The organism is Acinetobacter populi, from assembly GCF_002174125.1.
Taxonomy (GTDB): Bacteria; Pseudomonadota; Gammaproteobacteria; order Pseudomonadales; family Moraxellaceae; genus Acinetobacter; species Acinetobacter populi.
On record NZ_NEXX01000002.1, the window covers coordinates 282,389 to 302,968 of the forward strand.

Sequence of the window (20,580 nt, forward strand, 5' to 3'; positions counted from 1 at the left end):
TTAAAACTTTTTAAAGTTCATCACATTAATTAAACCCAAATGCTGCACAAATGGTAAAAAATCACGATCTACAAATAACAATGGTAAATGATGCTCAATACAATAACTCGCAATAATCACATCGGTTGTTTTACGAATCGTTATGCCTTTCTTGCGCAAAAAAACGATAATTTTCTGTGCATCGCTCAACCATATTACCCTCAAAAACACGATATTGATCTAATATTTGTAAGGCTTGTTTTGCTTGTTCATAATCTTTATCTGCTTTAAATCCCTACAATATTTCAAGAAAAATCAAATCAGCAATCGCAACACTACTTTCTGTCAATGCCAGATCAAGCAAATCTGTATGTGCTGATTTTTTCCATTAAAGTAATCGATCCATACACTTGTATCCACCAGTATCACTGCTGTATACCATCACGCATTTCATCCAGCTGACCTTCCCATTGCAATTTGCCACGTAACTCACGAATTGCTTGTTGTTTGTGTCGCTGAATAATTAACTTTAACCCTTCTTCAACCACTTCTTTCTTGGTGTTTAGACCACTCGCTTGTAAAGCCTGCATCATCAAATTGTCATCAATCACAATATTGGTTCGCATATGATCACCTGTGTATAAATATTTGTAATATACACATTAGCATAATTCTCGAAGAGAGATTAAATCAATTTAAAAAAGCGATCCATAGACCGCTTCTTTGATCACAATTGCCTATTATTGAACGATAAGTTATTTGCCAACAAATTCTGAATAGCAAGCTGTTAAAGTTTTTGCCACAGTATTGGCAACAATTTGTGTACGTGCGTTAGCATCAACAGCAGCCTGCGCTAACTCTACCGCAGAGACGTTTTGTAATGCTTTTTCACTGACACAACCACAAACTTTAGTTTCAAGTGCATCTTGCTGTTCAGCCGTCATGGTTAACGCAATCGCACGAAACGCATTGTTGGCATTCAACTCGGTACGACATTGATTATCCACAGCCATTTTTAAGACATTGCCACCAATCGCTGCTGCTGTACCTACGGTACCATTACCATTTGCTGTTGTTGTTCCAGTCGTCGGTGTAGCACATCCGGTTAATGCTACCGCAGCACATGCTGCGGCCAATAAAAATTTTTTCATAATCAACCCATTTAATTTTCGATTTTACAATGTTGCATCAAGCAAACCTTGGACACTATACAAGGCTTTTATATGCTATAACGCTTGAATTTTGTTAATCCAAGCCATTTTTTGTGCATCTGGTAAAAAACTGGCTTCGAAGGAATTGATCGCCAATTGCTTGAGATCCTGTGTAGATAAATCCAGTGCCTGCGTAATGGCAATAAAGTTATCATTCATATAACCGCCAAAATATGCCGGATCATCAGAATTGACGGTGACCTTTAACCCTTTGTGCAATAAACGTTTGATATTATGCTTTGCCATATCATCGACCACACAAAGTTTTAGATTGCTTAAAGGACAGACCGTGAGCGGCATTTTTTCTTCAAACAATCGTTGTACCAGTTGTGGATCTTCTTCCGAACGCACACCATGATCGATACGGTTCACATGCAATAAATCCAGTGCTTGCCATACATAATCAGGCGGTCCTTCCTCTCCGGCATGTGCCACAATCAGATAACCCTGTTTTTTGGCTTCGGCAAAAACCCGTTCAAATTTACTAGGTGGATGACCAACTTCACTGGAATCCAACCCTACAGCAATAATTTTATCTTTAAATGGCTGCGCTTGTTCAAGCGTTTCAAATGCCGCTTCTTCACTTAAATGGCGTAGAAAACTCATGATTAAATACGCACTAACGCCAAGTTTTTCTTTTGCATCCTGACATGCCCGATAAATGCCGTTAAATACGGTAGCAAAGGCAACACCACGATCGGTATGGGTTTGTGGATCAAAAAAGATTTCGGTATGTACTACATGGTCTTGCTGGCATTTTTCCAGATAGGCCCAGGTCAAATCATAAAAATCCTGTTCCTTGAGCAATACATTGGCACCGGCATAGTACAAATCCAGAAAGGACTGTAAATTGTGAAAATTATATGCCTGTTTTAGCTCTTCCACCGATGCATAAGGTAATTGCACCTGATTACGCTGGGCAATGGCGAACATAAGTTCGGGTTCAAATGTGCCCTCAATATGCACATGCAATTCCGTTTTCGGCAATGCGGCAATGAGTTGCTGATGTTGCATAATGCTCTCCTCCAAAACAAAAAAGGTGTAGCACGTGATGTCATCATACTACACCGTGGGGCGTTATTTACCCCAAACTGATTTTATAAAATCAGTGTTAACTGTTAAAAGCTGTAATAAAGCACAGTACAAAAATTTAACCAGCAAACTTAACCACCAAAGACTGCAAATTTAAATGCCCATAACCCAGCAATGATCCAGACCATATACGGTACAGTTGCTGCTTTACCTGTCAATAACTTGATCAGCGCATAACTAATAAATCCCACTGCAATACCATCGGCAATCGAATAGGTAAATGGCATAAAAATCATGGTTAAAAAGGCAGGAACTGCTTCGGTAATGTCATCCCAGTCAATGCCTGTTACGCCATGAATCATCAATACACCAACATACAACAAGGCAGGTGCAGTGGCAAAAGCAGGAACACTTTGTGCTAGTGGAAACAAAAATAGTGCCAAAATAAACAGTACTGCCACCACTACCGCAGTTAAACCAGTACGACCGCCTGCCGCAACCCCGGAAGCCGATTCGATATAAGGTGTAGTCGATGAGGTACCCAATGCTGCACCGGCAATAATTGCTGTTGAATCTGCCATCAGTGCACGTTTTAAACGTGGTAATTTGCCATCTTGTAACAAGCCTGCGCGTTGTGACACGCCGACCAATGTTCCAGTGCTATCAAATAAATCAACCAGAAAGAAAACAAAAATCACCCCAATCATTGAGGCATTAAACAATCCCTGAAAATCCATCTGCAACAAGGTCGGTGCAATTAACGGAATACTCCCCACCACACCCTGAAATTCATTATGACCCAGTACAGTTGATAAAATGGTGACAGCCAAAATACTGATGATAATTGCGCCACGAATCTGATAATGATGCATCACCACAATCAACAAAAACCCGAGGCTAGCATACAATACCGAAGGTGAAGACAGTACGCCCATTTTCACCAGCGTTGCTTCATTTCCAACCACCACACCAGCCGATTTTAAGGCGATGAGTGCCAGAAAAAAGCCGATCCCGCCTGCAATGGATAATTTTAATGACATCGGAATGGCATTAATCATTGCCTCACGGAATTTAAACAGGCTTACGAATAAAAACACCAGTCCTGAAACAAACACAGCCGCCAGGGCAGTTTGCCACGGTACGCCCATGCCCATACACACAGAAAAGGTAAAATAGGCATTTAATCCCATGCCCGGTGCCAGTGCAATCGGATAATTCGCAACAATTCCCATCACCAGACAGCCAATCGCTGCGGCAATACAGGTTGCCACGAATACAGCACCCTGATCCATGCCAGTTAAAGACAGAATACTTGGGTTAACAATGATGATGTAACACATCGCCAAAAACGTGGTGAATCCTGCCAGAATTTCACGACGAACATTGGTATTATTTTGTTCGAGATGAAATACCCGTTGCAGCAATCCCGGTGATGAGTGTGTGTCTTGCATGATGAATCCTCTTATGGACACTTGTCTTGCAACATGAGAGCAATATCTCGCAGATTTTTTAAGGTTGCATAGACAAATATCGCACCAAATTAAACCAATATTTGATCCTGACATGCATTTTGTTAGCAATGTGCATGCCATCCTGAGCAAAAATGTTCAAGTTTGATGCAATAATAGATACGAAAAACGTGAATTCTTGGGAAAATAAAAGTCCCGACAACTGTCAGGACTTAAATCCAGCTAAATTATGGTGCAATTGCCTGAAATGGTGCGACAACATCTGCATTTTGTGCCCGGTGCCGTAAAAAGTGATCCATTAAGACAATTGCCAGCATTGCTTCGGCAATTGGCGTTGCACGAACACCCACACATGGATCATGCCGACCTTTAGTGATCACATCGGTTGCTTCACCCTGTAAATTAATGGTTTTGCCTGCGGTGGTGATACTTGCAGTCGGTTTGAGTGCAATTGCCACACGAATATCCTGACCACTTGAAATTCCACCAAGAATCCCACCAGCATGATTGGCATTAAAACCTTCAGGTGTTAATTCATCGCGGGATTGATGACCAAACTGTCCTGCCACGGCAAAACCATCACCAATTTCCACACCTTTGACCGCATTAATGCTCATCATGGCATGTGCAATATCGGCATCCAGACGATCAAAAACCGGTTCACCCCAACCAACAGGGACATTTTCTGCCAAAATTTCTAATTTTGCACCACAACTGGTCCCCTGTTCACGCAGTGCAGTAACCAACGCCTCAAACCGTGCAACTGCATCAACATCACCACAAAAGAACGGATTATTCGGTACTTCACTCCAATCCAGTTTGGTGGCATATTCCGTTCCGATTTGGGTCACATGACCACGAATCAGAATACCAAATTTTTCTGCCAGATATTTTTTGGCAATCGCCCCTGCTGCGACCCGCATGGCAGTTTCACGCGCACTGGAACGTCCGCCACCACGGTAATCACGAAAACCGTATTTTTGTGTATAGGTATAATCTGCATGGCCCGGACGGAAAGTCTGGGCAATATTGCCATAATCCTTGGATTTCTGGTCGGTATTACGAATCAACAAACCAATCGGTGTTCCTGTGGTCTTGCCTTCAAATACACCTGAAATAATTTCGACTTGATCTGGTTCTTTGCGTTGTGTGGCAAATTTTGAAGTGCCGGGTTTACGGCGATCTAGATCATGCTGTAAATCTGCTTCTGACAGTGCCAAATCTGGCGGTACACCATCAACAATTGCCATCAAGCCAGCGCCATGTGACTCACCACAGGTAGTGACACGGAATAATTGACCAATACTATTACCTGCCATGTATTTTTACTCCTGATATTCCCACTTTTTCACAGGGGGTTAGGGGGATTTCTATTCAATCGCTTGCTGAAAAATGGCCTGATACTCACGGCATTGTTGTGCAGTTAAGGCAAAAATACCCGAACCGCCATTTTGGAAAGTTAACCAGTGAAAATCAATTTTATTAAAATTCTGTTTTAATGCCCATTCACTATTGCCTACTTCAATCACCAGTAAACCATCTTCACTGAGATAGTCTGCGGCAACCGCGAGCATTTTACGCACCAGATCCAGACCGTCCTGTCCTGCGGCAAGTGCCAGTTCCGGCTCATGATGGAATTCTGCCGGTAAATCTGCCATATCTTCGGCATCCACATAAGGCGGATTGGATACGATCAAATCATATTGACGTTCTGCTGGCACACGATCAAACAAATCCGATTCTAGCAAAGCCACCTGATATTGTTTGTTATGATGTTCGACATTTATGGCTGCCACTTCCAATGCGTCCTTGGAAATATCTGTGGCATCTACTGCGGCATCTGGATAGGCATATGCCAGCGCAATCGCAATACAGCCCGAACCTGTACACAAGTCTAAAATACGTTCCGGAATTTTCGGACTGGTATTCTGTGGTAACTGATGAATATCTTGATGCATTTGCCCAAGTTCATCGAGAAAATAGGGCGCAAAGCGTGACTGAATCAATTCTGCAATCGGTGAACGAGGAATCAATACACGCTCATCGACATAAAAAGGCTTACCATCAAAATAAGATAGATTTAATAAATACGAGGTTGGAATGCGTTCATTAATTCGACGCGCCAATAACTGTAGAAATTCTTGTTTTTCTGAAGCCAGTAATTTGGCATCTAGAATTTCAGGATCGGCTGACCAGTCCAGAGAAAGTGTTTGCATCACTAGCGCCGAACTCTCCGCAAAAAAATCTTCTGTACCCTGCCCCAAATGTGCATCATATTGACGTAAGGCAGTGACACCAAAACGGATAAAATCCCGAATTGTACTCAGTTGATCGGCAGCTTCTTGTAAACTTTCCTGGCTAATCAATGGATGATCCACGCAGAGACACTCCAACAATAGAAAAATAGCGTTATATTCTACTGTTTTTCTGCAACCGATATAAGGTTACAACGCAAATTAAGCACATATATCGTTTGAATCTGGCGTTTTATTCTTCATCAGAGCATGCGAAATAAAATTTGCCGCCTAATTTAATTTGATCTCGACGATTTTATAAACCCCGTAAACAATTATTTGTCATTTTTTCCCCACACGCAGCCAAAAAACTTTATAGTTTGTATCTGAGCCTACTGTTTTTATACGCAAACCATTGCCAGTTTAGTGTACACTTCTGCATTGCATGTTTCTCAATTTTCAGGATTTTGCATTTATGTCAGATCAAAATGACAAATTAGACAATCTCAAAACATCAGCTTTTGACCGTCGTTTATCTATCGCAAAAGCATCACTGCTGGCGGGTACACGCTGGGCAACTGCCAATGCCACCAGTATGTTTTCCAGTGAAACTGAAAAAGAGAAAAAACGTAAACAGGCAATGACTGAACAAGCCAATTATCTGGTACAGGAAATTGGTAAACTCAAAGGTTCGGTGGTTAAAATCGGACAAATGATGGCGCTGTATGGCGAACATTTTTTACCCGAAGAAATTACCACCGCCCTAAATACGCTCAATGATAAAACTGTTGCCTTATCTTGGTCTGCGATTGAACCGCATTTGCGTAGCCAGTTAGGTAGCAAACTTGATGAATTAAATGTTGATCGTGAACCAATCGGGACTGCATCACTGGCACAAGTGCATCGTGCCACGCGTAAATCCGATGGTCTGGAACTGGTCTTAAAAATACAATATCCCGGTGTTGCAGAAGCCATCGACTCCGATATGAGCCTGTTTCGCAGCATGCTCAAACTTACCCGCATGGTGCCACAAACCCGTGAGTTTGATGAATGGTACGAAGAAGTCCGCAGTATGATGCATCGTGAAGTCGATTATCATATGGAAGCTGCAACCACCAAACGTTTTGCCGAACGTCTAGCCAAAGATGATCGCTACATCGTACCGCATATTGTCGATGATTATAGTAATAATCGCATTTTGTGTATGACCTTTGAGCGTGGTGTACCAATCAATAGCCCTGCCATGTTGACCTTGCCTCAAGCACGTCGTAATGCACTGGGTGAAGCATCACTTGATATTGCAGTTCGTGAATTGTTTGAATGGGGCGAAATGCAGACCGATCCGAACTTTGGTAATTATCTGGTTCGTCTGGGTAATGGTGCAGATATTAAAGACAAAATTGTATTATTAGATTTTGGCGCCATTCGTCAGTTTGATGATCATCTGCTAAATGTCGCACGTCACCTGATTATTGCCGGCTATCATCACGATAAAGCACAGATGGTTGCAGCCATGACCGGTTATCATTTCTTTGATTCCATTCCAGCATCAATCAAACCAGATATGGCAGAAGTATTTTTGCTGGCAACTGAGGCTTTTAGCACACCGCAAAACAATCCTCAAATGCCGGAAGGTTTAATGGATGCAGAACATCGTTATGATTGGAAAAAAAGCCAGTTGCATAGTCGGGTCATTCAACAAGCCAGTAAATCTATGGCATCACGTTATTTTTCCGTACCGCCCAAGGAATTTATGTTTATTAGCCGTAAATTTATTGGTGCCTATACTTTTATGACCGTAATTGATGCCAAAACCAATATCCGAGATATGGTAACGCCATTTTTAAAATAAATCTCCTGCACAGGATAGATCACACGTGCATCTTTTGTACGTGTGTAAATCAATACAGAATATATGATTGCACGGTCAGTTAAATGCTTACTGTGTCATTTCTACCAATTCAATACTTTTTCAAAAAGCAAATAACATAAGATTTTAATTATAAATTAATAGCTTAATAGAATTTAAACTTTAAGCAAAAATGTCAGAAAAACTTTTTCCAATAGTCACGGATGCGATAGTTTTTTTTCATACTTATGCCAAGATAAAAACAAAGATCAATCAAATTTTCACTCAGGGATTGCACATGAGTCATATGATAAATAAAGTCCAAGGTTTAGGATTAGCCGCATTAACAAAATTGGCTTCCAGCGAGGTACTTGATCAACTACGATTACGTAAATTCATCGAACGCTCACTATATCAGGGTTCAAAAACCAGTTTTAGTGCCCTTTCCAAAAGTCAAAAATTATTAAAAAGTAAACAGCAACAAAAAAAAACGTCAGACAGTAAACAACGGCTCAATCCACAATCCAAAAATTTATTTGATTTGGGATTAACCGAAGAACAGACCATGTTACGTGAAGCCTTACAAAGTTTTGCTTCGGAAGTGATCTATCCTGCCGCGGCTCAAGCGGATAATGCTGCCAAATTTCCTGCCCCATTGTGGACTCAAGCACAGGAACTAGGGTTAAATTTCTATGCCTTGCCCGAATCGTATGGCGGTGTGGCAGCAGAACAAAGTGTGGTAAGCAATGTACTCATTGCCGAAGATCTGGCACGTGGTGATTATAGTCTTGCCGCAGGATTACTCAGTACTTTCAGTGTCGTCAATGCCATTACCCGTTGGGGCAATATTGAAATTCAAAGCAAATATTTAACTGCCTTTGCCGAAGATAGTGAGATTCAGGCCAGCATCGCCAGTCAGGAAGCGACCCCAGCATTTAATCCCCTACAACTCAAAACCAAAGCCAGCAAACTTGATCACGGCTATGAAATTACTGGTGATAAAACCTTGGTGATTCTGGGAGAATCTGCCGACCTATTACTGGTCACTGCCGATTTAAATGGTAAGCCGGAAGTCTTTATTGTCGAACCAGATCAAAGTATTGCCAGCAAACCAACGCCAGCAATGGGCTTAAAAGCTGCCGAAACCGTCACACTGCGTTTTAATCAAACGCCAGCACAGCGTTTAGGCGATGATGATTTTAATTATCAGGAATTTCTGGATCTCGGTAATCTGATGTGGTGTGCCATGGCTGTTGGGACAGCCGAAGCAGTCAAAGCCTATTGTATCGAGTATGCCAATCAACGCATTGCCTTTGGCGAACCGATTTCGCATCGGCAAAGTGTGGCATTTATGATCGCAGATATAGCCATCGAAATTGATGCCATGCGTATGCTGGTCTGGAATGCAGCAAGTCTTGCCGAAGCAGGACAGAATTTTCATCGGGAAGCTTATCTCGCGCGTTTACTCTGTGCAGAAAAATCAATGAAAATCGGTACCGATGGCGTCCAAATTTTAGGTGGACATGGCTTTACCAAGGAACATCCTGTGGAACGCTGGTATCGTGATTTACGTGCAACCGCCATTATGCAATCAGGTTTACATGCCTAATTCTGGAGAATAACAATGAATTTACAAAATCCGAAAAAGTTTAAAATGCTGATTGATCAGGCACATGAAGTAGCATTAAACGTATTACGCCCGATTTCACGTAAATATGATAAAGCTGAACATGCTTATCCAAAAGAACTGGATATGCTGTCTGCATTGGTCGATGGCATGAATGAAGGCGGTGAAGGTATGAATGCCGGTGCTGCTGGTGCAGGTAAACGTAGTGATACGGCAAATGAAGGCAATCGCAATGGTACCAATCTATCCACGGCACTCAGTATCATCGAGATGTGCTATGGCGATACCGGATTGTTATTATCCATGCCACGTCAAGGACTAGGCAACTCTGCCATTGCAGCAGTTGCCAATGATGAGCAACTACAACGATTTAAAGGCACATGGGCAGCCATGGCCATTACCGAACCGAATTGCGGTTCAGACTCTGCGGCGATCCGTACCACAGCCACCAAAGATGGTGATGACTACATTCTTAACGGTGAGAAAATTTTTGTCACTTCCGGTGAACGTGCCGATAGTGTTGTGGTCTGGGCAACATTGGATCGTAATGCAGGACGTGCGGCAATTAAATCTTTCGTGGTACCAAAAGGCACGCCCGGCATGACGGTAGAACGCCTTGAACATAAATTGGGCATCAAAGCTTCTGATACTGCTTCTATTCGTTTTATTGATTGCCGTGTGCCCGCTGCAAACTTATTGGGGAATGCAGAAGTCGATGTAGCTAAAGGTTTTGCCGGTGTTATGGAGACATTTGATAATACCCGTCCACTGGTTGCAGCAATGGCAATTGGCTGTGCCAAAGCATCACTAGAGCGTATTAAAGAAATTTTCCATGATCAATTGGAAGACGACTATGCAACGCCTTACTTACAAACCTCGAATATTGCTGCACAAATCTATCATATGGAAGCAGAATGGGAAGCTGCACGCCTATTAACCTTAAAAGCCTGCTGGATGGCAGACAATAAGAAACCTAATTCCAAAGAGGCATCAATTGCCAAGGCCAAAGCTGGACGTATTGGCAATGCAATTACATTGAAATGTGTCGAACTGGCGACCAGTGTCGGCTACAATGAAGATGAATTATTAGAAAAATGGGCCAGAGATTCCAAAATTCTGGATATTTTTGAAGGTACACAGCAAATTCAGCAATTAATTATTGCCCGTCGCGAACTAGGAAAATCCTCCAGTGAATTAAAATAACCAACATTTATCCCAATGATACAAGTTGCCAGATATTATTTCTGGCAATTTTTTTGTCAGTCAGAAAATCCGTTTGCGTCCAAATTACGTATCTTCACAAAACGCAACTGATTAAACCATGTACAACCCCAACAAAAAAATGTTAAAAATTAAATTACTAAATTCTTTTTCCTCAATAAATACCTTTCAAAAATTTTTAAAGCTCGATTGATTACGCTGTGTTCCATATCCCTTGCTGGGATCAGGATTTTCTGGGAGTAAGTGTATATGTGGTTTATTTTAAGTCTTTTGATCATTGTTTTTAGCCTGTGGGCTATTTTCTATTTTGAACTGTCTCGTCCTGTTGGCTCAGGCGTGATTATTGCAGTGTCCATCATCAGTGCATTTATTTCGGCATGGTCATTAATCCTCGGATTACCTTTAATTGTGGTCGGCACGGTATTGCTTATTGCACCTTTACGCATGGGATTTTATACCCGACCTGCATTTAATACACTGGCCAATGCCATGCCAAGTATGAGCACGACTGAACGAGAAGCGCTGGATGCTGGCACGAGCTGGTGGGAAAAAGATCTTTTCATGGGTGCGCCCGACTGGGAAAAATTTGAGCAATATCCTTATCCGACTTTATCTGAAGAAGAACAGTCCTTTTTGGACAATGAGGTCGAGCAACTTTGCCAGATGCTGGATGAATGGCAGATTCATCATGAATTAAAAGACCTGCCACCCGAAGCATGGCAATTTATTAAAGATAAAGGTTTTCTGGGACTCATTATTCCCAAAGAATACGGCGGCAAGGCATTTAGCTCATTTGCCCAGAGTCGGATCATGAGCAAGATTGCTTCTCGTTCATTGACTGCTGCGGTGAGTTGTATGGTGCCTAACTCTCTAGGACCAGGCGAGCTTTTATTACATTACGGTACAGAGGCACAAAAAGATCAATACTTGCCGGGATTGGCAAAAGGTGTAGAAATTCCCTGTTTTGGTTTAACCAGCCCCGAAGCAGGATCCGATGCAGGATCGATTCCGGATACAGGTATTGTCTGTATGGGTGAATATCAAGGCCAACAGGTGCTTGGGCTAAACATGAATTTTTCCAAACGCTGGATCACCCTAGCGCCGATTGCAACTGTGATTGGCGTTGCCTTTAAACTCTATGATCCGGAAGGCTTATTAGGTGATGCGTCCAAACAAGAATATGGTATTACTTGTGCCTTGATTCCGGCCAGTCATGAAGGGATTGAAACCGGTGTACGGCATCATCCCGGCTCGCCTTTTATGAATGGTACAGTCGAGGCACGTGATGTATTTATTCCAATTGACTGGATCATTGGTGGTGTAGTCAATGCTGGCAAAGGCTGGCGTATGCTGATGGAATGTTTAAGTGTCGGACGTGGTATTTCCCTACCTGCACTTTCTACCGCGGCAGGTGAAATGACCTATTTAAATGTCGGCGCATTTGCCAAGATTCGCCAGCAATTCAAACTCTCGGTGGGTAAATTTGAAGGCGTTCAAGAAGCCACCAGCGATATCGCCAGTGATGCCTATATGCTGGAAGCATTTCGTTATCTGGTTACTTGCGGTCTAAATCAAGGTGGCAAACCTGCCATGATGACTGCAATCGCCAAATATTATGCCACCGAAACCATGCGTAAAATGGTCAATCATGGTATGGATGTGGTGGGTGGACGTGCTATCCAAATGGGACCACGTAATTTCCTCGCCTTAATGTACCAAGCCATTCCGGTTTCCATTACGGTAGAAGGTGCAAATATTCTAAGTCGCTCTTTGATGATCTTTGGTCAAGGGTCAATGCGCAGCCATCCTTATTTGTTTGAAGAATTACAATTGCTGCAAGCCCCAGATAAAGACAAGGCATTAAAGCAATTTGACCAGATTTTTTATCAACATCTGGGCTATACCTTTAACCGAACTGCACGTTCATTTGCTTACGCATTTACTGGTGGTCCTGCTGATGCCACGCAAGCTGCCGATGACTTTTCCCGCCCATTCTACAAACACATTAACCGCTTAAGTGCAAATTTTGCCTTAACCGCCGACTTGTGTTTGGGCTTGCTGGCAGGTGATATTAAGCGCAAGGAAATGCTGTCTGGACGTCTTGCAGATATTGTTGCCTACCTGTTTATTGCAACAGCCATTCTAAAATTTTATGAACATGGCCAACGTAGTAAAGCCGAACAGCTTCATGCACAACTTGCACTGGAAAAATCATTATTTAATGTTCAAGAGGCATTTTATGATCTCTATCAAAATTTCCCGATGCCACTTCCTGCCACACTGGTGAAATGGATTTGCTTCCCGTTTGGTCGCCCGATTGCCAAACCGGATGATCAACTCAAACTTAAACTGGGCGAATTGGTTATGCAAAATCATGCCTTTAGGGAGCAATTAAAACAGCACGTGTTCTCTTCATCGGATGCAGATGATGTCAATGGCCGAATGGAATCGACCTTCCAGATGTTATTGGAGATTGAACCCCTTTGGGACAAATTCAAAAAAGCTGAGAATAAAGGTCAATTTGATGGCCTAAGTTTTGAGGCGCATATTGAACATGCCGTTGAAACCGGTTTTATCAGTGAGGAAGAAGCCAGCACATTATTAAAATATAATGCCAAACGCTTTGACAGTATGCTGACAGATATTTTTGATATGCAATTGCAACAGGTAGAGCCTCTACACAATCCACATCAGCAATATCTTTAAGCTGCATTAAAAAACTTAAGCCAGTCATACGACTGGCTTAGGACATGACAATAAATTTTTATTTTGATGCCTGTTCCGTTAGCCATGTCATAAAACGCTGGCGTTCGTTTGGTGTCGCCGATTTCCACAGGTCTATTAATTGTTGATCTTTACTGCCCTGTACTGTCGTTGTCGCAGCTGTGCTTACTGTCGTTGCCGTTGCAACAGGCTGTGTGCTTGCAGGCTGAATCATTGATGACTGGTTTGGATTGGTATTTTTATCATCTTTTTGACGTAAATCCAGAATCGAACCAAAAATACCCTGACTTAACCATGGCTTGGATTTACTGGTTGCACCTGCTTGTTGTGCAATCAATTGCCCTTTGGCATCTTTTAAACCAATCACCGGTTGTTCTGCAAATTTTTGACCATCTTCAAAAGTTTTCGGCGCATTCACCAAAGTGAGCTGATAAGTCTGCCCATCTTTTAATTCAAGCTGATTCAGCGTCACAATATTTGATTTTAAAACATCATGTTCACCATCATTATGGTTAAAAATTTCCTGATATTTAACCGAAATACTATGTTGACCAGCATCAATCTTATATTGGCTCAACTTACCACGAAAGATGCTTCCCCCAACTTCCTGATCATCAATTGCTACAACGACAATTTCTTCCGGTGCTTCAACAATTACTGCTGCGAGTGCAGAAAAACTTACACTGCCCAATACCAAAGCGATCAACCCTTGCTTAAACATACTCAACCTTTTCATCAAACTGTCATTTTAAAACTATATGAACTATGCTGCTAAAAGATGACGTTTTTATGACATTTATACAAATCATTATTTTTGCTTTACTTTGCAGGATAAAACAAAAGCCGAACAATGTCGGCTTTTGAAAGAATTCATGTTATTTTTCATCTGTCTGGAATAATGCTGCTACAAAAGACTTGGCAGAAAACGGACGTAAATCATCAATTTTTTCACCGACACCAATATAACGAATCGGCACATGGGTTTTACTGGCAATATTAAACAGCACGCCACCTTTTGCGGTGCCATCAAGTTTGGTGATGGTCAATCCGGTTAAACCCACTGCTTCATCAAACATTTGCACCTGATTAATGGCATTTTGCCCTGTACCTGCATCCACCACCAACATAATTTCATGAGGCGCCGTAGCATCAATTTTTTGCATGACCCGTTTTACCTTGGTCAATTCGTCCATTAAATGAGATTTATTATGTAAACGCCCTGCTGTATCGGCAATGAGTACATCGATACCTTTGGCTCTGGCACTTTCAAAGGCATCAAAAATCACCGATGCACTGTCGGCACCATGACCTTGTGCCACGACAGCAATATTATTGCGTTCCCCCCAAATCTGTAACTGTTCAGTTGCAGCAGCACGGAACGTATCCCCTGCGGCAAGCATCACTTTTTTACCTTCACCCTGTAAGCGTTTTGCCAGTTTACCGATGGTGGTGGTTTTACCAACACCATTTACCCCAACCACCAAAATTACAAAAGGTTGTTTATTGGGATCGATATGCAAAGGTTTTACCCGTGGGGCTAACAATGTGACCAGTTCTTCCTGTAATGCCTTATAAAGGGAATGGGAGTAAATCAAATCGCCACGTTCGGTACGCTCGGTTAAATTTTTAATAATGGTTTTGGTGGCATCAACCCCAATATCAGCCACTAGCAATTGGTCTTCAACTTCTTCGAGCAATTCATCATCAATTTCCTTGCCTCCGACCAAAATATTGACCATACCATCTGCAAGGTTTTTACGGGTTTTACTCAAGCCGGATTTCATGCGACTAAAGAAACCACCTGATTTTTCGCCCTGTTCTTCTTTAGACTGGCGATCTTCTTCTGCAATTGCAGTTTCTATGCTTTTAACAGGTTGGGTTTGCTGTACCCGTGGACTTTCAATCACCGGTATATTGACAGCGGCTAGACTCGGCAAAGTCACATCATCATCAGCAATATCAGCATCAATCAAAATCTTTTGTTGTGAATTTAACGGTTGTTGCATGCGAAGTCCTTGATGCCTAAATAGAGTCAAATAATTGTTTTATTGTAGCACATTTACTTTTTTCAACTAGGCATGTTGAGATGTGATCTTTATCATAAAAAATGCAATATAGCGCGTTCTACTTTTGAGCTAAATTCAGAGCACGTCAAAAATTAATCACATGTTAAATTAAAGTTAAAAATGAAGAATCTTGCATTGCAAAGATTACATCTCAAAAACCGAAGTGGTGATTAGTTCTTAAACATGTCCATCTATTTACCAAACGAAACGTAATTGCCTTGCGAACACATCATTTTTATCGAAAAATGGCTTAAAGCTTATTTCACTTTGATCTATAGTAACTGTTTATTTTTCTATTTTACTCAATGACCTGACTGTTGGCACATGAAATTTTTAATTCGAATTCTCTCTACAATATTATTGAATGCCCTATTGCTATGCAGTTGGAGTCATGCAAAAAATGCCGAACTCAGTACAACCTTATATAACGGGTTAAAAGTCATTATCCGGGAAGATCATCGAGCGCCACTGGCGATGGTGCAAATCTGGTACAAAGTTGGTGGCGCAGACGAACCTGAGCAATTGCTGGGAATCTCTCATGCACTCGAACATATGATGTTTAAAGGCACGACCCGTGTGCCCAATGATGAATTAAAAAGAATTAACGCCCAGTATGGCGGCAGTTTAAATGCCTTTACCAGTAACAATTACACCTATTATTATCAGCTTTTCCCCAAGGATTACCTTAATCTTGCGCTAGAACTTGAAGCAGATCGCATGAGCAACCTGTATTTGCGACAACAGGATTTTGCAACAGAAATCCGTGTCGTCATGGAAGAACGTCGGCAACGTACCGACGATAACCCACAAGCCCTTGCTTTTGAGAAATTCCGTTATCTTGCCTATCCGACTAGTCCTTATCGCAATCCTGTAATTGGTCCAATGTCTAGCATTGAGCAGCTCGGCCTAAATGATTTGCAAAACTGGTATAACACTTGGTATGCACCCAATAATGCTATTGTAGTGGTAGTCGGGGATGTTGATGCCAAACAAACGCTATTACAGGTACAACGCTTCTTTGGTGACATTAGCAAAAAAAACTTGCTGGCTAAACCTACTTTAAATGAAAAAATAAATTCCGGTTATCGCCATCTAGATGAATACTCCCACATTCAGGTTCCCAACTTATATATGGCATGGAATGTACCCAGTCTGGTGACTGCGTCGCAACCGCAACAGGCTTATGCTTTAAGTTTGCTTAAAAATATTCTCGACGGTAGTATTTCCTCACGATTAAACAGTGAATTGGTGCGTAAAAAGAAAATTTTAACCACAGTCAATGTCAATTACGACATGATCAATCGGGGTGATACCTTATTTAGTATTACCGCAATTCCTGCTGCGAAAACCAGTTTGGCAGATGCACAGGCAGCCATTGAAAAAGTCATCAATCAACTCAAAACAGAGCTGGTTTCTCCCGAAGAATTACAACGCGTACAATCTGTCACATTATCGCAACTCATATTCAGTCAGGATACTTTGCAAGGTCAGGCACAGTTGATTGGTAGCTTGGAAGTGAATAGTATCAATCATCATATCATTGACCAATTTCCTGTTTTATATGACAGTATCACGGCACTGGATATTCAGAATGTCGTACAGCAATACTTTAATCGGGACAATCTGGCGACTTTATACCTGCAATCCGAAGATAAAAAACCTAAACCCAAAGAAACTGAAGTTGCTGAACCTCCTGTTGCAGCAGAAGATATACAGGAGATTAATCCATGAAAAATTTAACGCCTTGTTTATTCCTGTGTTCAATACTGGCAAGTCCATTTACAGCTGCACAAGAGTTAGAAGAAGATTTCAATCTGAATTCAGATTCACAGCAACAGCCAATTACCGCAACCCAATATCTGCAAAGCCTGCATGATTTGCCATCGCATCAAAGTTTTAGTGCACCTTATGTACAGGAAATATATAGCGACAATAAAGTACGCACGCTCTTTGCCGAATCACATAGTTTACCGATTGTCGATATTCAGCTAACCTTTAATGCAGGTTCAGCCCGCGACCAGAGTATTGGTAGTGGCTTGTATGGTCTAGCAAACCTGACTGCACAACTACTCAATGAAGGTACTGCGACTCAATCTGCCGATGATATTGCCCGAACCTTTGAAAATCTGGGCGCACAATATAGTGCTCAGGCCTATCGGGATATGTTTATTATCAAGTTACGTGTCATGTCCGATGAGAAACGCCTGACGCCGGCGATCAATCAACTGATTTTATTATTAAAAGGCGCAAATTTTCCACAATCAAGTATTGATCGCTTATTTAGTAATGCTCAGGTTGGCCAACAACAGGTACAGGAAAACCCAAGTCGAACCATGAGTGTACGCTTTTATCGGGCAATTTATGGCAAACACCCTTATGCAGAACCTGTTACTGGCACCATTCAAAGTTTACGCAGGATTTCCTCACGGGATATTCAGGCATTTAAAAATCGCTATCTGGTTGCCAATAACATGAATATCGCCATTACTGGTGATCTTAATGCCATTCAAGTCAAAAAAATTGCCAATCAGATCAGTCATAATCTGCCATTAGGTGAACCCGCAGCGGCATTACCTGATGCCAAGCCACTGGAAAAATCAACCATTATCAATTTGGCTTTTAACTCTTCACAAGCACATGTCATGATGGGTGAAATCGGCATTCAACAGTCAAATCCAGATCGTTTTGCACTACAGGTCGGCAATGAAATTCTCGGCAGTGGCGGATTTAATTCATTACTGATGAAAGAACTAAGGGAAAAACGCGGGCTGACATATTCCGTGTCCAGCCGTTTAAACAGTATGCAATCGCAGGGACTATTTTCACTCAATTACTCGACCAGTCGTGAACAGCTCTTGACCAGCATTGAGGTTGCTTATCAAACCTTGCTGGATTTTCTTTATCAGCCACTCGATGAAACGCTGGTCGAGAACACAAAAATCGGTATGCTTCGAGCTTTCCCGCAAATTCTCAGCAGTAATGCCAGTATTAATGGACAACTTGGCATGATGGGTTTTTATCACTTGCCTAGCAATTATTTAAGTGAATATCCCACTTATATTTCCAGTGTCACTGCCGAAGATATTCAAGCCGCATGGCAACGTCATTTCGATCCACAAAAAATGCTCACCATTACTGCGGGCGAAGATATCGATGGCACAGCCATTGCCAAAATTTACCGTGACGTATTACAACGCCATCTCGACAATAGCCAGCTCACAAATATTTCCCCGACCGAATCAGAACAACAGCCAATGCAGCAACAATAACGATACAATAAATATGAGCAAGAAATCAGCTCAGCTTAATCTTCATCCTTTTGAAAATGGATACGATGACGCTCAAAATGCAAAATGCGTAAAAACTTAAAATATTGATATTGGTTAATCGGTTGCGTTTGCTCTAACAAATCCGTTGCCAGCCCTTGCGTATGTGGATACAGATATTGTGCGGTATATTGTGCAACTTCTTGCTGCTGTTGAGTTGCAATCGGACGATCCAGTAAATGTATCGCCCATGACAGAATCATGGCAATAATGACATACATCACAATACATTGATAACGATCAATTACAGCAGAATGCGTTGCCAGAAACGCTTTGAATGTGTGTTTTAACTGATAGATAGCATTGGTTTTCATAAATGGAGTTTAACCAGCAACGCACCTTCCCTCAAGCTTTGTATATTATTTTTTACATGCATAGCGACAACTATTGACACATAAGACAATCTAAAGTATAAGAGATAAAGATAAGTAAGACTTATCAAGCGATATGCTTTGATTATTCAAATAAATTGTTAGACTTTAGCTCCCAATAAATATTAAAGTCTCTCAACACTCTTGCTACAGCGTTCTTTTTTATTGTCATATAGGTGTCATGTTCTTTTGACATAGTAAAAGTCGCTAGAAAAAGCATATCCAAATGATAATGATGATGTTATCCATTTATTACAAATATAAAGGAGTCGAAAGATGAAATTTACAAATACTGCTATTCACCAACTTGAGCATCTATACTCAACAGGTGTCAACACAGTACAAACAGAAATGGATTACCGTAATGGTATTTCTCAACTGGAAACCGCAGCCCGTGCTGGTCATGGTAAAGCGGCAATGTTCTTGTCACAATTGTATTATCAGGGATTTCGTGTAGAACGAGATTCGCTTAAAGCACAATATTGGCAAGACTTAGCATGCCAAGAAGCTTAGGTTAATCAACACATCCAATGCCACATATCGTGGCATTTTTGGTTTTTATAAGTGCCATATTTCATGACCAAATAGCAAATACATTTCAAAATCAAAAAAATGCCAGCACAAAGGCTGACATTTACCAATGACAATAGAATCGCTTACCGATACACAATACCACCATCGGTCAAAATGGATTGACCAGTAATATAATCTGAATCTTCGCTGGCAAGGAATGCAACCAATGCAGCAACATCATCAGGGGTTTCAACACGACCGAGGGCAATACCTGCCACGTATTTTTCATAGGTTGCGCCAATCGGTGCACCAGTGATTTCAGAGAAACGCTTGTCGATCTCAACCCACATATCTGTACCCACAATACCAGGACAATAGGCATTCACGGTAATGCCAGAACTTGCATATTCTTTTGCAGCAGCTTGAGTTAATGCACGCACAGCAAATTTAGTTGATGAATAAACACCGAGTAAAGCAAAACCATCATGTCCTGCAATTGAACAGGCATTTACAATTTTACCTTTTTGTTTTAATGCTTGAAATTTCTTGGCTGCGGCCTGAATTCCCCATAACACACCACCGACATTAATATCAGTAATACGACGGAACTCTTCTGGGGTGACATCGCTTAAAGGCTGAACCTGTGCGATACCAGCATTATTAATAATAATGTCAAACCCACCCAAGGTGCTATAAGTATGTTCAATTGCTGCGGTAATCTGTTCAAGTTTACTAATATCCGCAACAAAAGTTGTTGCTTTGACATTCAAGGCTTCTACTTCTGCCTGTGTCGCATTTAATTTATCCTGATTCAAATCAACTAATGCAACATTTACCCCTTCTTCGGCAAGTCGTAGCGCAATGCCTCGACCAATGCCTTGTGCTGCACCTGTAACTAAAGCAACTTTTCCAGTTAATCCTCTTGGCATTTTCTCGCTCTCTTTTGTGACATATAAAT

18 protein-coding genes are annotated in these 20,580 nt (G+C 41.5%); 7 read left to right on the forward strand and 11 right to left on the reverse strand.

Going from position 1 to position 20,580, the window contains the following annotated elements:
- The 7 genes from CAP51_RS17415 to prmB all read right to left on the reverse strand — a co-directional run bounded on the left by CAP51_RS17415 (position 1) and on the right by prmB (position 6,069).
- Entirely contained in the window at positions 1-189 is a 189-nt protein-coding gene (locus CAP51_RS17415; protein ID WP_213062681.1) for a PIN domain-containing protein, read from the reverse strand.
- A 215-nt stretch (positions 190-404) separates the two neighbouring features.
- Positions 405-605, reverse strand: coding sequence for a type II toxin-antitoxin system VapB family antitoxin (locus CAP51_RS07500; protein ID WP_087620131.1), 201 nt, complete (start codon positions 603-605; stop codon positions 405-407).
- Between the two features lie 129 nt (positions 606-734).
- Complete coding sequence (locus CAP51_RS07505; protein ID WP_087620132.1) at positions 735-1,130, reverse strand: hypothetical protein; 396 nt, start codon at positions 1,128-1,130, stop codon at positions 735-737.
- A 75-nt stretch (positions 1,131-1,205) separates the two neighbouring features.
- The gene (locus CAP51_RS07510; protein WP_087620133.1) at positions 1,206-2,204 is read right to left on the reverse strand and encodes an adenosine deaminase; all 999 of its coding nucleotides are present in this window, start codon (positions 2,202-2,204) and stop codon (positions 1,206-1,208) included.
- Between the two features lie 149 nt (positions 2,205-2,353).
- Entirely contained in the window at positions 2,354-3,673 is a 1,320-nt protein-coding gene (locus CAP51_RS07515) for an NCS2 family permease (protein WP_087620134.1), read from the reverse strand.
- A gap of 245 nt (positions 3,674-3,918) precedes the next feature.
- Positions 3,919-5,010, reverse strand: a complete 1,092-nt coding sequence (gene aroC, locus CAP51_RS07520) for a chorismate synthase (protein WP_087620135.1) — start codon at positions 5,008-5,010, stop codon at positions 3,919-3,921.
- A gap of 51 nt (positions 5,011-5,061) precedes the next feature.
- On the reverse strand, positions 5,062-6,069 hold the full coding sequence (gene prmB / locus CAP51_RS07525; RefSeq protein WP_087620136.1) for a 50S ribosomal protein L3 N(5)-glutamine methyltransferase: 1,008 nt from the start codon (positions 6,067-6,069) through the stop codon (positions 5,062-5,064).
- 331 nt (positions 6,070-6,400) lie between these two features.
- Between prmB and CAP51_RS07530 the strand changes: the two genes are divergently transcribed.
- The 4 genes from CAP51_RS07530 to CAP51_RS07545 all read left to right on the forward strand — a co-directional run bounded on the left by CAP51_RS07530 (position 6,401) and on the right by CAP51_RS07545 (position 13,328).
- Complete coding sequence (locus tag CAP51_RS07530; protein ID WP_087620137.1) at positions 6,401-7,777, forward strand: ABC1 kinase family protein; 1,377 nt, start codon at positions 6,401-6,403, stop codon at positions 7,775-7,777.
- A 295-nt stretch (positions 7,778-8,072) separates the two neighbouring features.
- Positions 8,073-9,383, forward strand: a complete 1,311-nt coding sequence (locus CAP51_RS07535) for an acyl-CoA dehydrogenase family protein (protein ID WP_087620138.1) — start codon at positions 8,073-8,075, stop codon at positions 9,381-9,383.
- 15 nt (positions 9,384-9,398) lie between these two features.
- The gene (locus CAP51_RS07540; RefSeq protein ID WP_087620139.1) at positions 9,399-10,604 is read left to right on the forward strand and encodes an acyl-CoA dehydrogenase family protein; all 1,206 of its coding nucleotides are present in this window, start codon (positions 9,399-9,401) and stop codon (positions 10,602-10,604) included.
- A gap of 267 nt (positions 10,605-10,871) precedes the next feature.
- Complete coding sequence (locus tag CAP51_RS07545; RefSeq protein WP_087620140.1) at positions 10,872-13,328, forward strand: acyl-CoA dehydrogenase; 2,457 nt, start codon at positions 10,872-10,874, stop codon at positions 13,326-13,328.
- Between the two features lie 58 nt (positions 13,329-13,386).
- Here the strand turns inward: CAP51_RS07545 and CAP51_RS07550 are convergent, their stop codons facing one another.
- Both CAP51_RS07550 and ftsY read right to left on the reverse strand, forming a co-directional pair.
- Positions 13,387-14,067 (reverse strand): DUF2057 family protein, encoded by a 681-nt coding sequence (locus CAP51_RS07550; protein WP_087620141.1) that lies wholly within the window; start codon positions 14,065-14,067, stop codon positions 13,387-13,389.
- A gap of 154 nt (positions 14,068-14,221) precedes the next feature.
- A complete protein-coding gene (gene ftsY, locus CAP51_RS07555) occupies positions 14,222-15,352 on the reverse strand; it encodes a signal recognition particle-docking protein FtsY (protein ID WP_087620142.1) in 1,131 nt (376 codons plus the stop codon).
- Between the two features lie 384 nt (positions 15,353-15,736).
- On the opposite strand from ftsY, the gene CAP51_RS07560 reads away from it, so the two are divergent.
- On the forward strand, positions 15,737-17,143 hold the full coding sequence (locus CAP51_RS07560; protein ID WP_087620143.1) for a M16 family metallopeptidase: 1,407 nt from the start codon (positions 15,737-15,739) through the stop codon (positions 17,141-17,143).
- Positions 17,140-18,681: a M16 family metallopeptidase gene (locus tag CAP51_RS07565; protein ID WP_087620144.1), complete on the forward strand. Its 1,542-nt coding sequence runs from the start codon at positions 17,140-17,142 to the stop codon at positions 18,679-18,681. The genes CAP51_RS07560 and CAP51_RS07565 overlap by 4 nt, the downstream gene beginning before the upstream one ends.
- Positions 18,682-18,716: 35 nt before the next feature.
- On the opposite strand, the gene CAP51_RS07570 is transcribed toward CAP51_RS07565, so the two are convergent.
- Complete coding sequence (locus CAP51_RS07570; protein ID WP_087620145.1) at positions 18,717-19,052, reverse strand: hypothetical protein; 336 nt, start codon at positions 19,050-19,052, stop codon at positions 18,717-18,719.
- A gap of 333 nt (positions 19,053-19,385) precedes the next feature.
- Between CAP51_RS07570 and CAP51_RS07575 the strand changes: the two genes are divergently transcribed.
- On the forward strand, positions 19,386-19,622 hold the full coding sequence (locus tag CAP51_RS07575; RefSeq protein WP_087620146.1) for an SEL1-like repeat protein: 237 nt from the start codon (positions 19,386-19,388) through the stop codon (positions 19,620-19,622).
- 143 nt (positions 19,623-19,765) lie between these two features.
- On the opposite strand, the gene CAP51_RS07580 is transcribed toward CAP51_RS07575, so the two are convergent.
- Complete coding sequence (locus CAP51_RS07580; protein WP_087620430.1) at positions 19,766-20,551, reverse strand: acetoin reductase; 786 nt, start codon at positions 20,549-20,551, stop codon at positions 19,766-19,768.
- Positions 20,552-20,580 lie beyond the last annotated feature (29 nt).

Bases quoted from the DNA above. Each gene is read 5' to 3' on its own strand.
- aroC (WP_087620135.1), bottom strand. From the start codon at position 5,010: ATGGCAGGTAATAGTATTGGTCAATTATTCCGTGTCACTACCTGTGGT.
- CAP51_RS07575 (WP_087620146.1), top strand. From the start codon at position 19,386: ATGAAATTTACAAATACTGCTATTCACCAACTTGAGCATCTATACTCA.
- CAP51_RS07530 (WP_087620137.1), top strand. From the start codon at position 6,401: ATGTCAGATCAAAATGACAAATTAGACAATCTCAAAACATCAGCTTTT.
- CAP51_RS07505 (WP_087620132.1), bottom strand. From the start codon at position 1,130: ATGAAAAAATTTTTATTGGCCGCAGCATGTGCTGCGGTAGCATTAACC.
- CAP51_RS07565 (WP_087620144.1), top strand. From the start codon at position 17,140: ATGAAAAATTTAACGCCTTGTTTATTCCTGTGTTCAATACTGGCAAGT.
- CAP51_RS07500 (WP_087620131.1), bottom strand. From the start codon at position 605: ATGCGAACCAATATTGTGATTGATGACAATTTGATGATGCAGGCTTTA.
- CAP51_RS07550 (WP_087620141.1), bottom strand. From the start codon at position 14,067: ATGTTTAAGCAAGGGTTGATCGCTTTGGTATTGGGCAGTGTAAGTTTT.
- CAP51_RS07570 (WP_087620145.1), bottom strand. From the start codon at position 19,052: ATGAAAACCAATGCTATCTATCAGTTAAAACACACATTCAAAGCGTTT.
- CAP51_RS07580 (WP_087620430.1), bottom strand. From the start codon at position 20,551: ATGCCAAGAGGATTAACTGGAAAAGTTGCTTTAGTTACAGGTGCAGCA.
- CAP51_RS07540 (WP_087620139.1), top strand. From the start codon at position 9,399: ATGAATTTACAAAATCCGAAAAAGTTTAAAATGCTGATTGATCAGGCA.
- CAP51_RS07510 (WP_087620133.1), bottom strand. From the start codon at position 2,204: ATGCAACATCAGCAACTCATTGCCGCATTGCCGAAAACGGAATTGCAT.
- CAP51_RS07535 (WP_087620138.1), top strand. From the start codon at position 8,073: ATGAGTCATATGATAAATAAAGTCCAAGGTTTAGGATTAGCCGCATTA.
- ftsY (WP_087620142.1), bottom strand. From the start codon at position 15,352: ATGCAACAACCGTTAAATTCACAACAAAAGATTTTGATTGATGCTGAT.
- CAP51_RS07515 (WP_087620134.1), bottom strand. From the start codon at position 3,673: ATGCAAGACACACACTCATCACCGGGATTGCTGCAACGGGTATTTCAT.
- CAP51_RS07545 (WP_087620140.1), top strand. From the start codon at position 10,872: ATGTGGTTTATTTTAAGTCTTTTGATCATTGTTTTTAGCCTGTGGGCT.
- CAP51_RS07560 (WP_087620143.1), top strand. From the start codon at position 15,737: ATGAAATTTTTAATTCGAATTCTCTCTACAATATTATTGAATGCCCTA.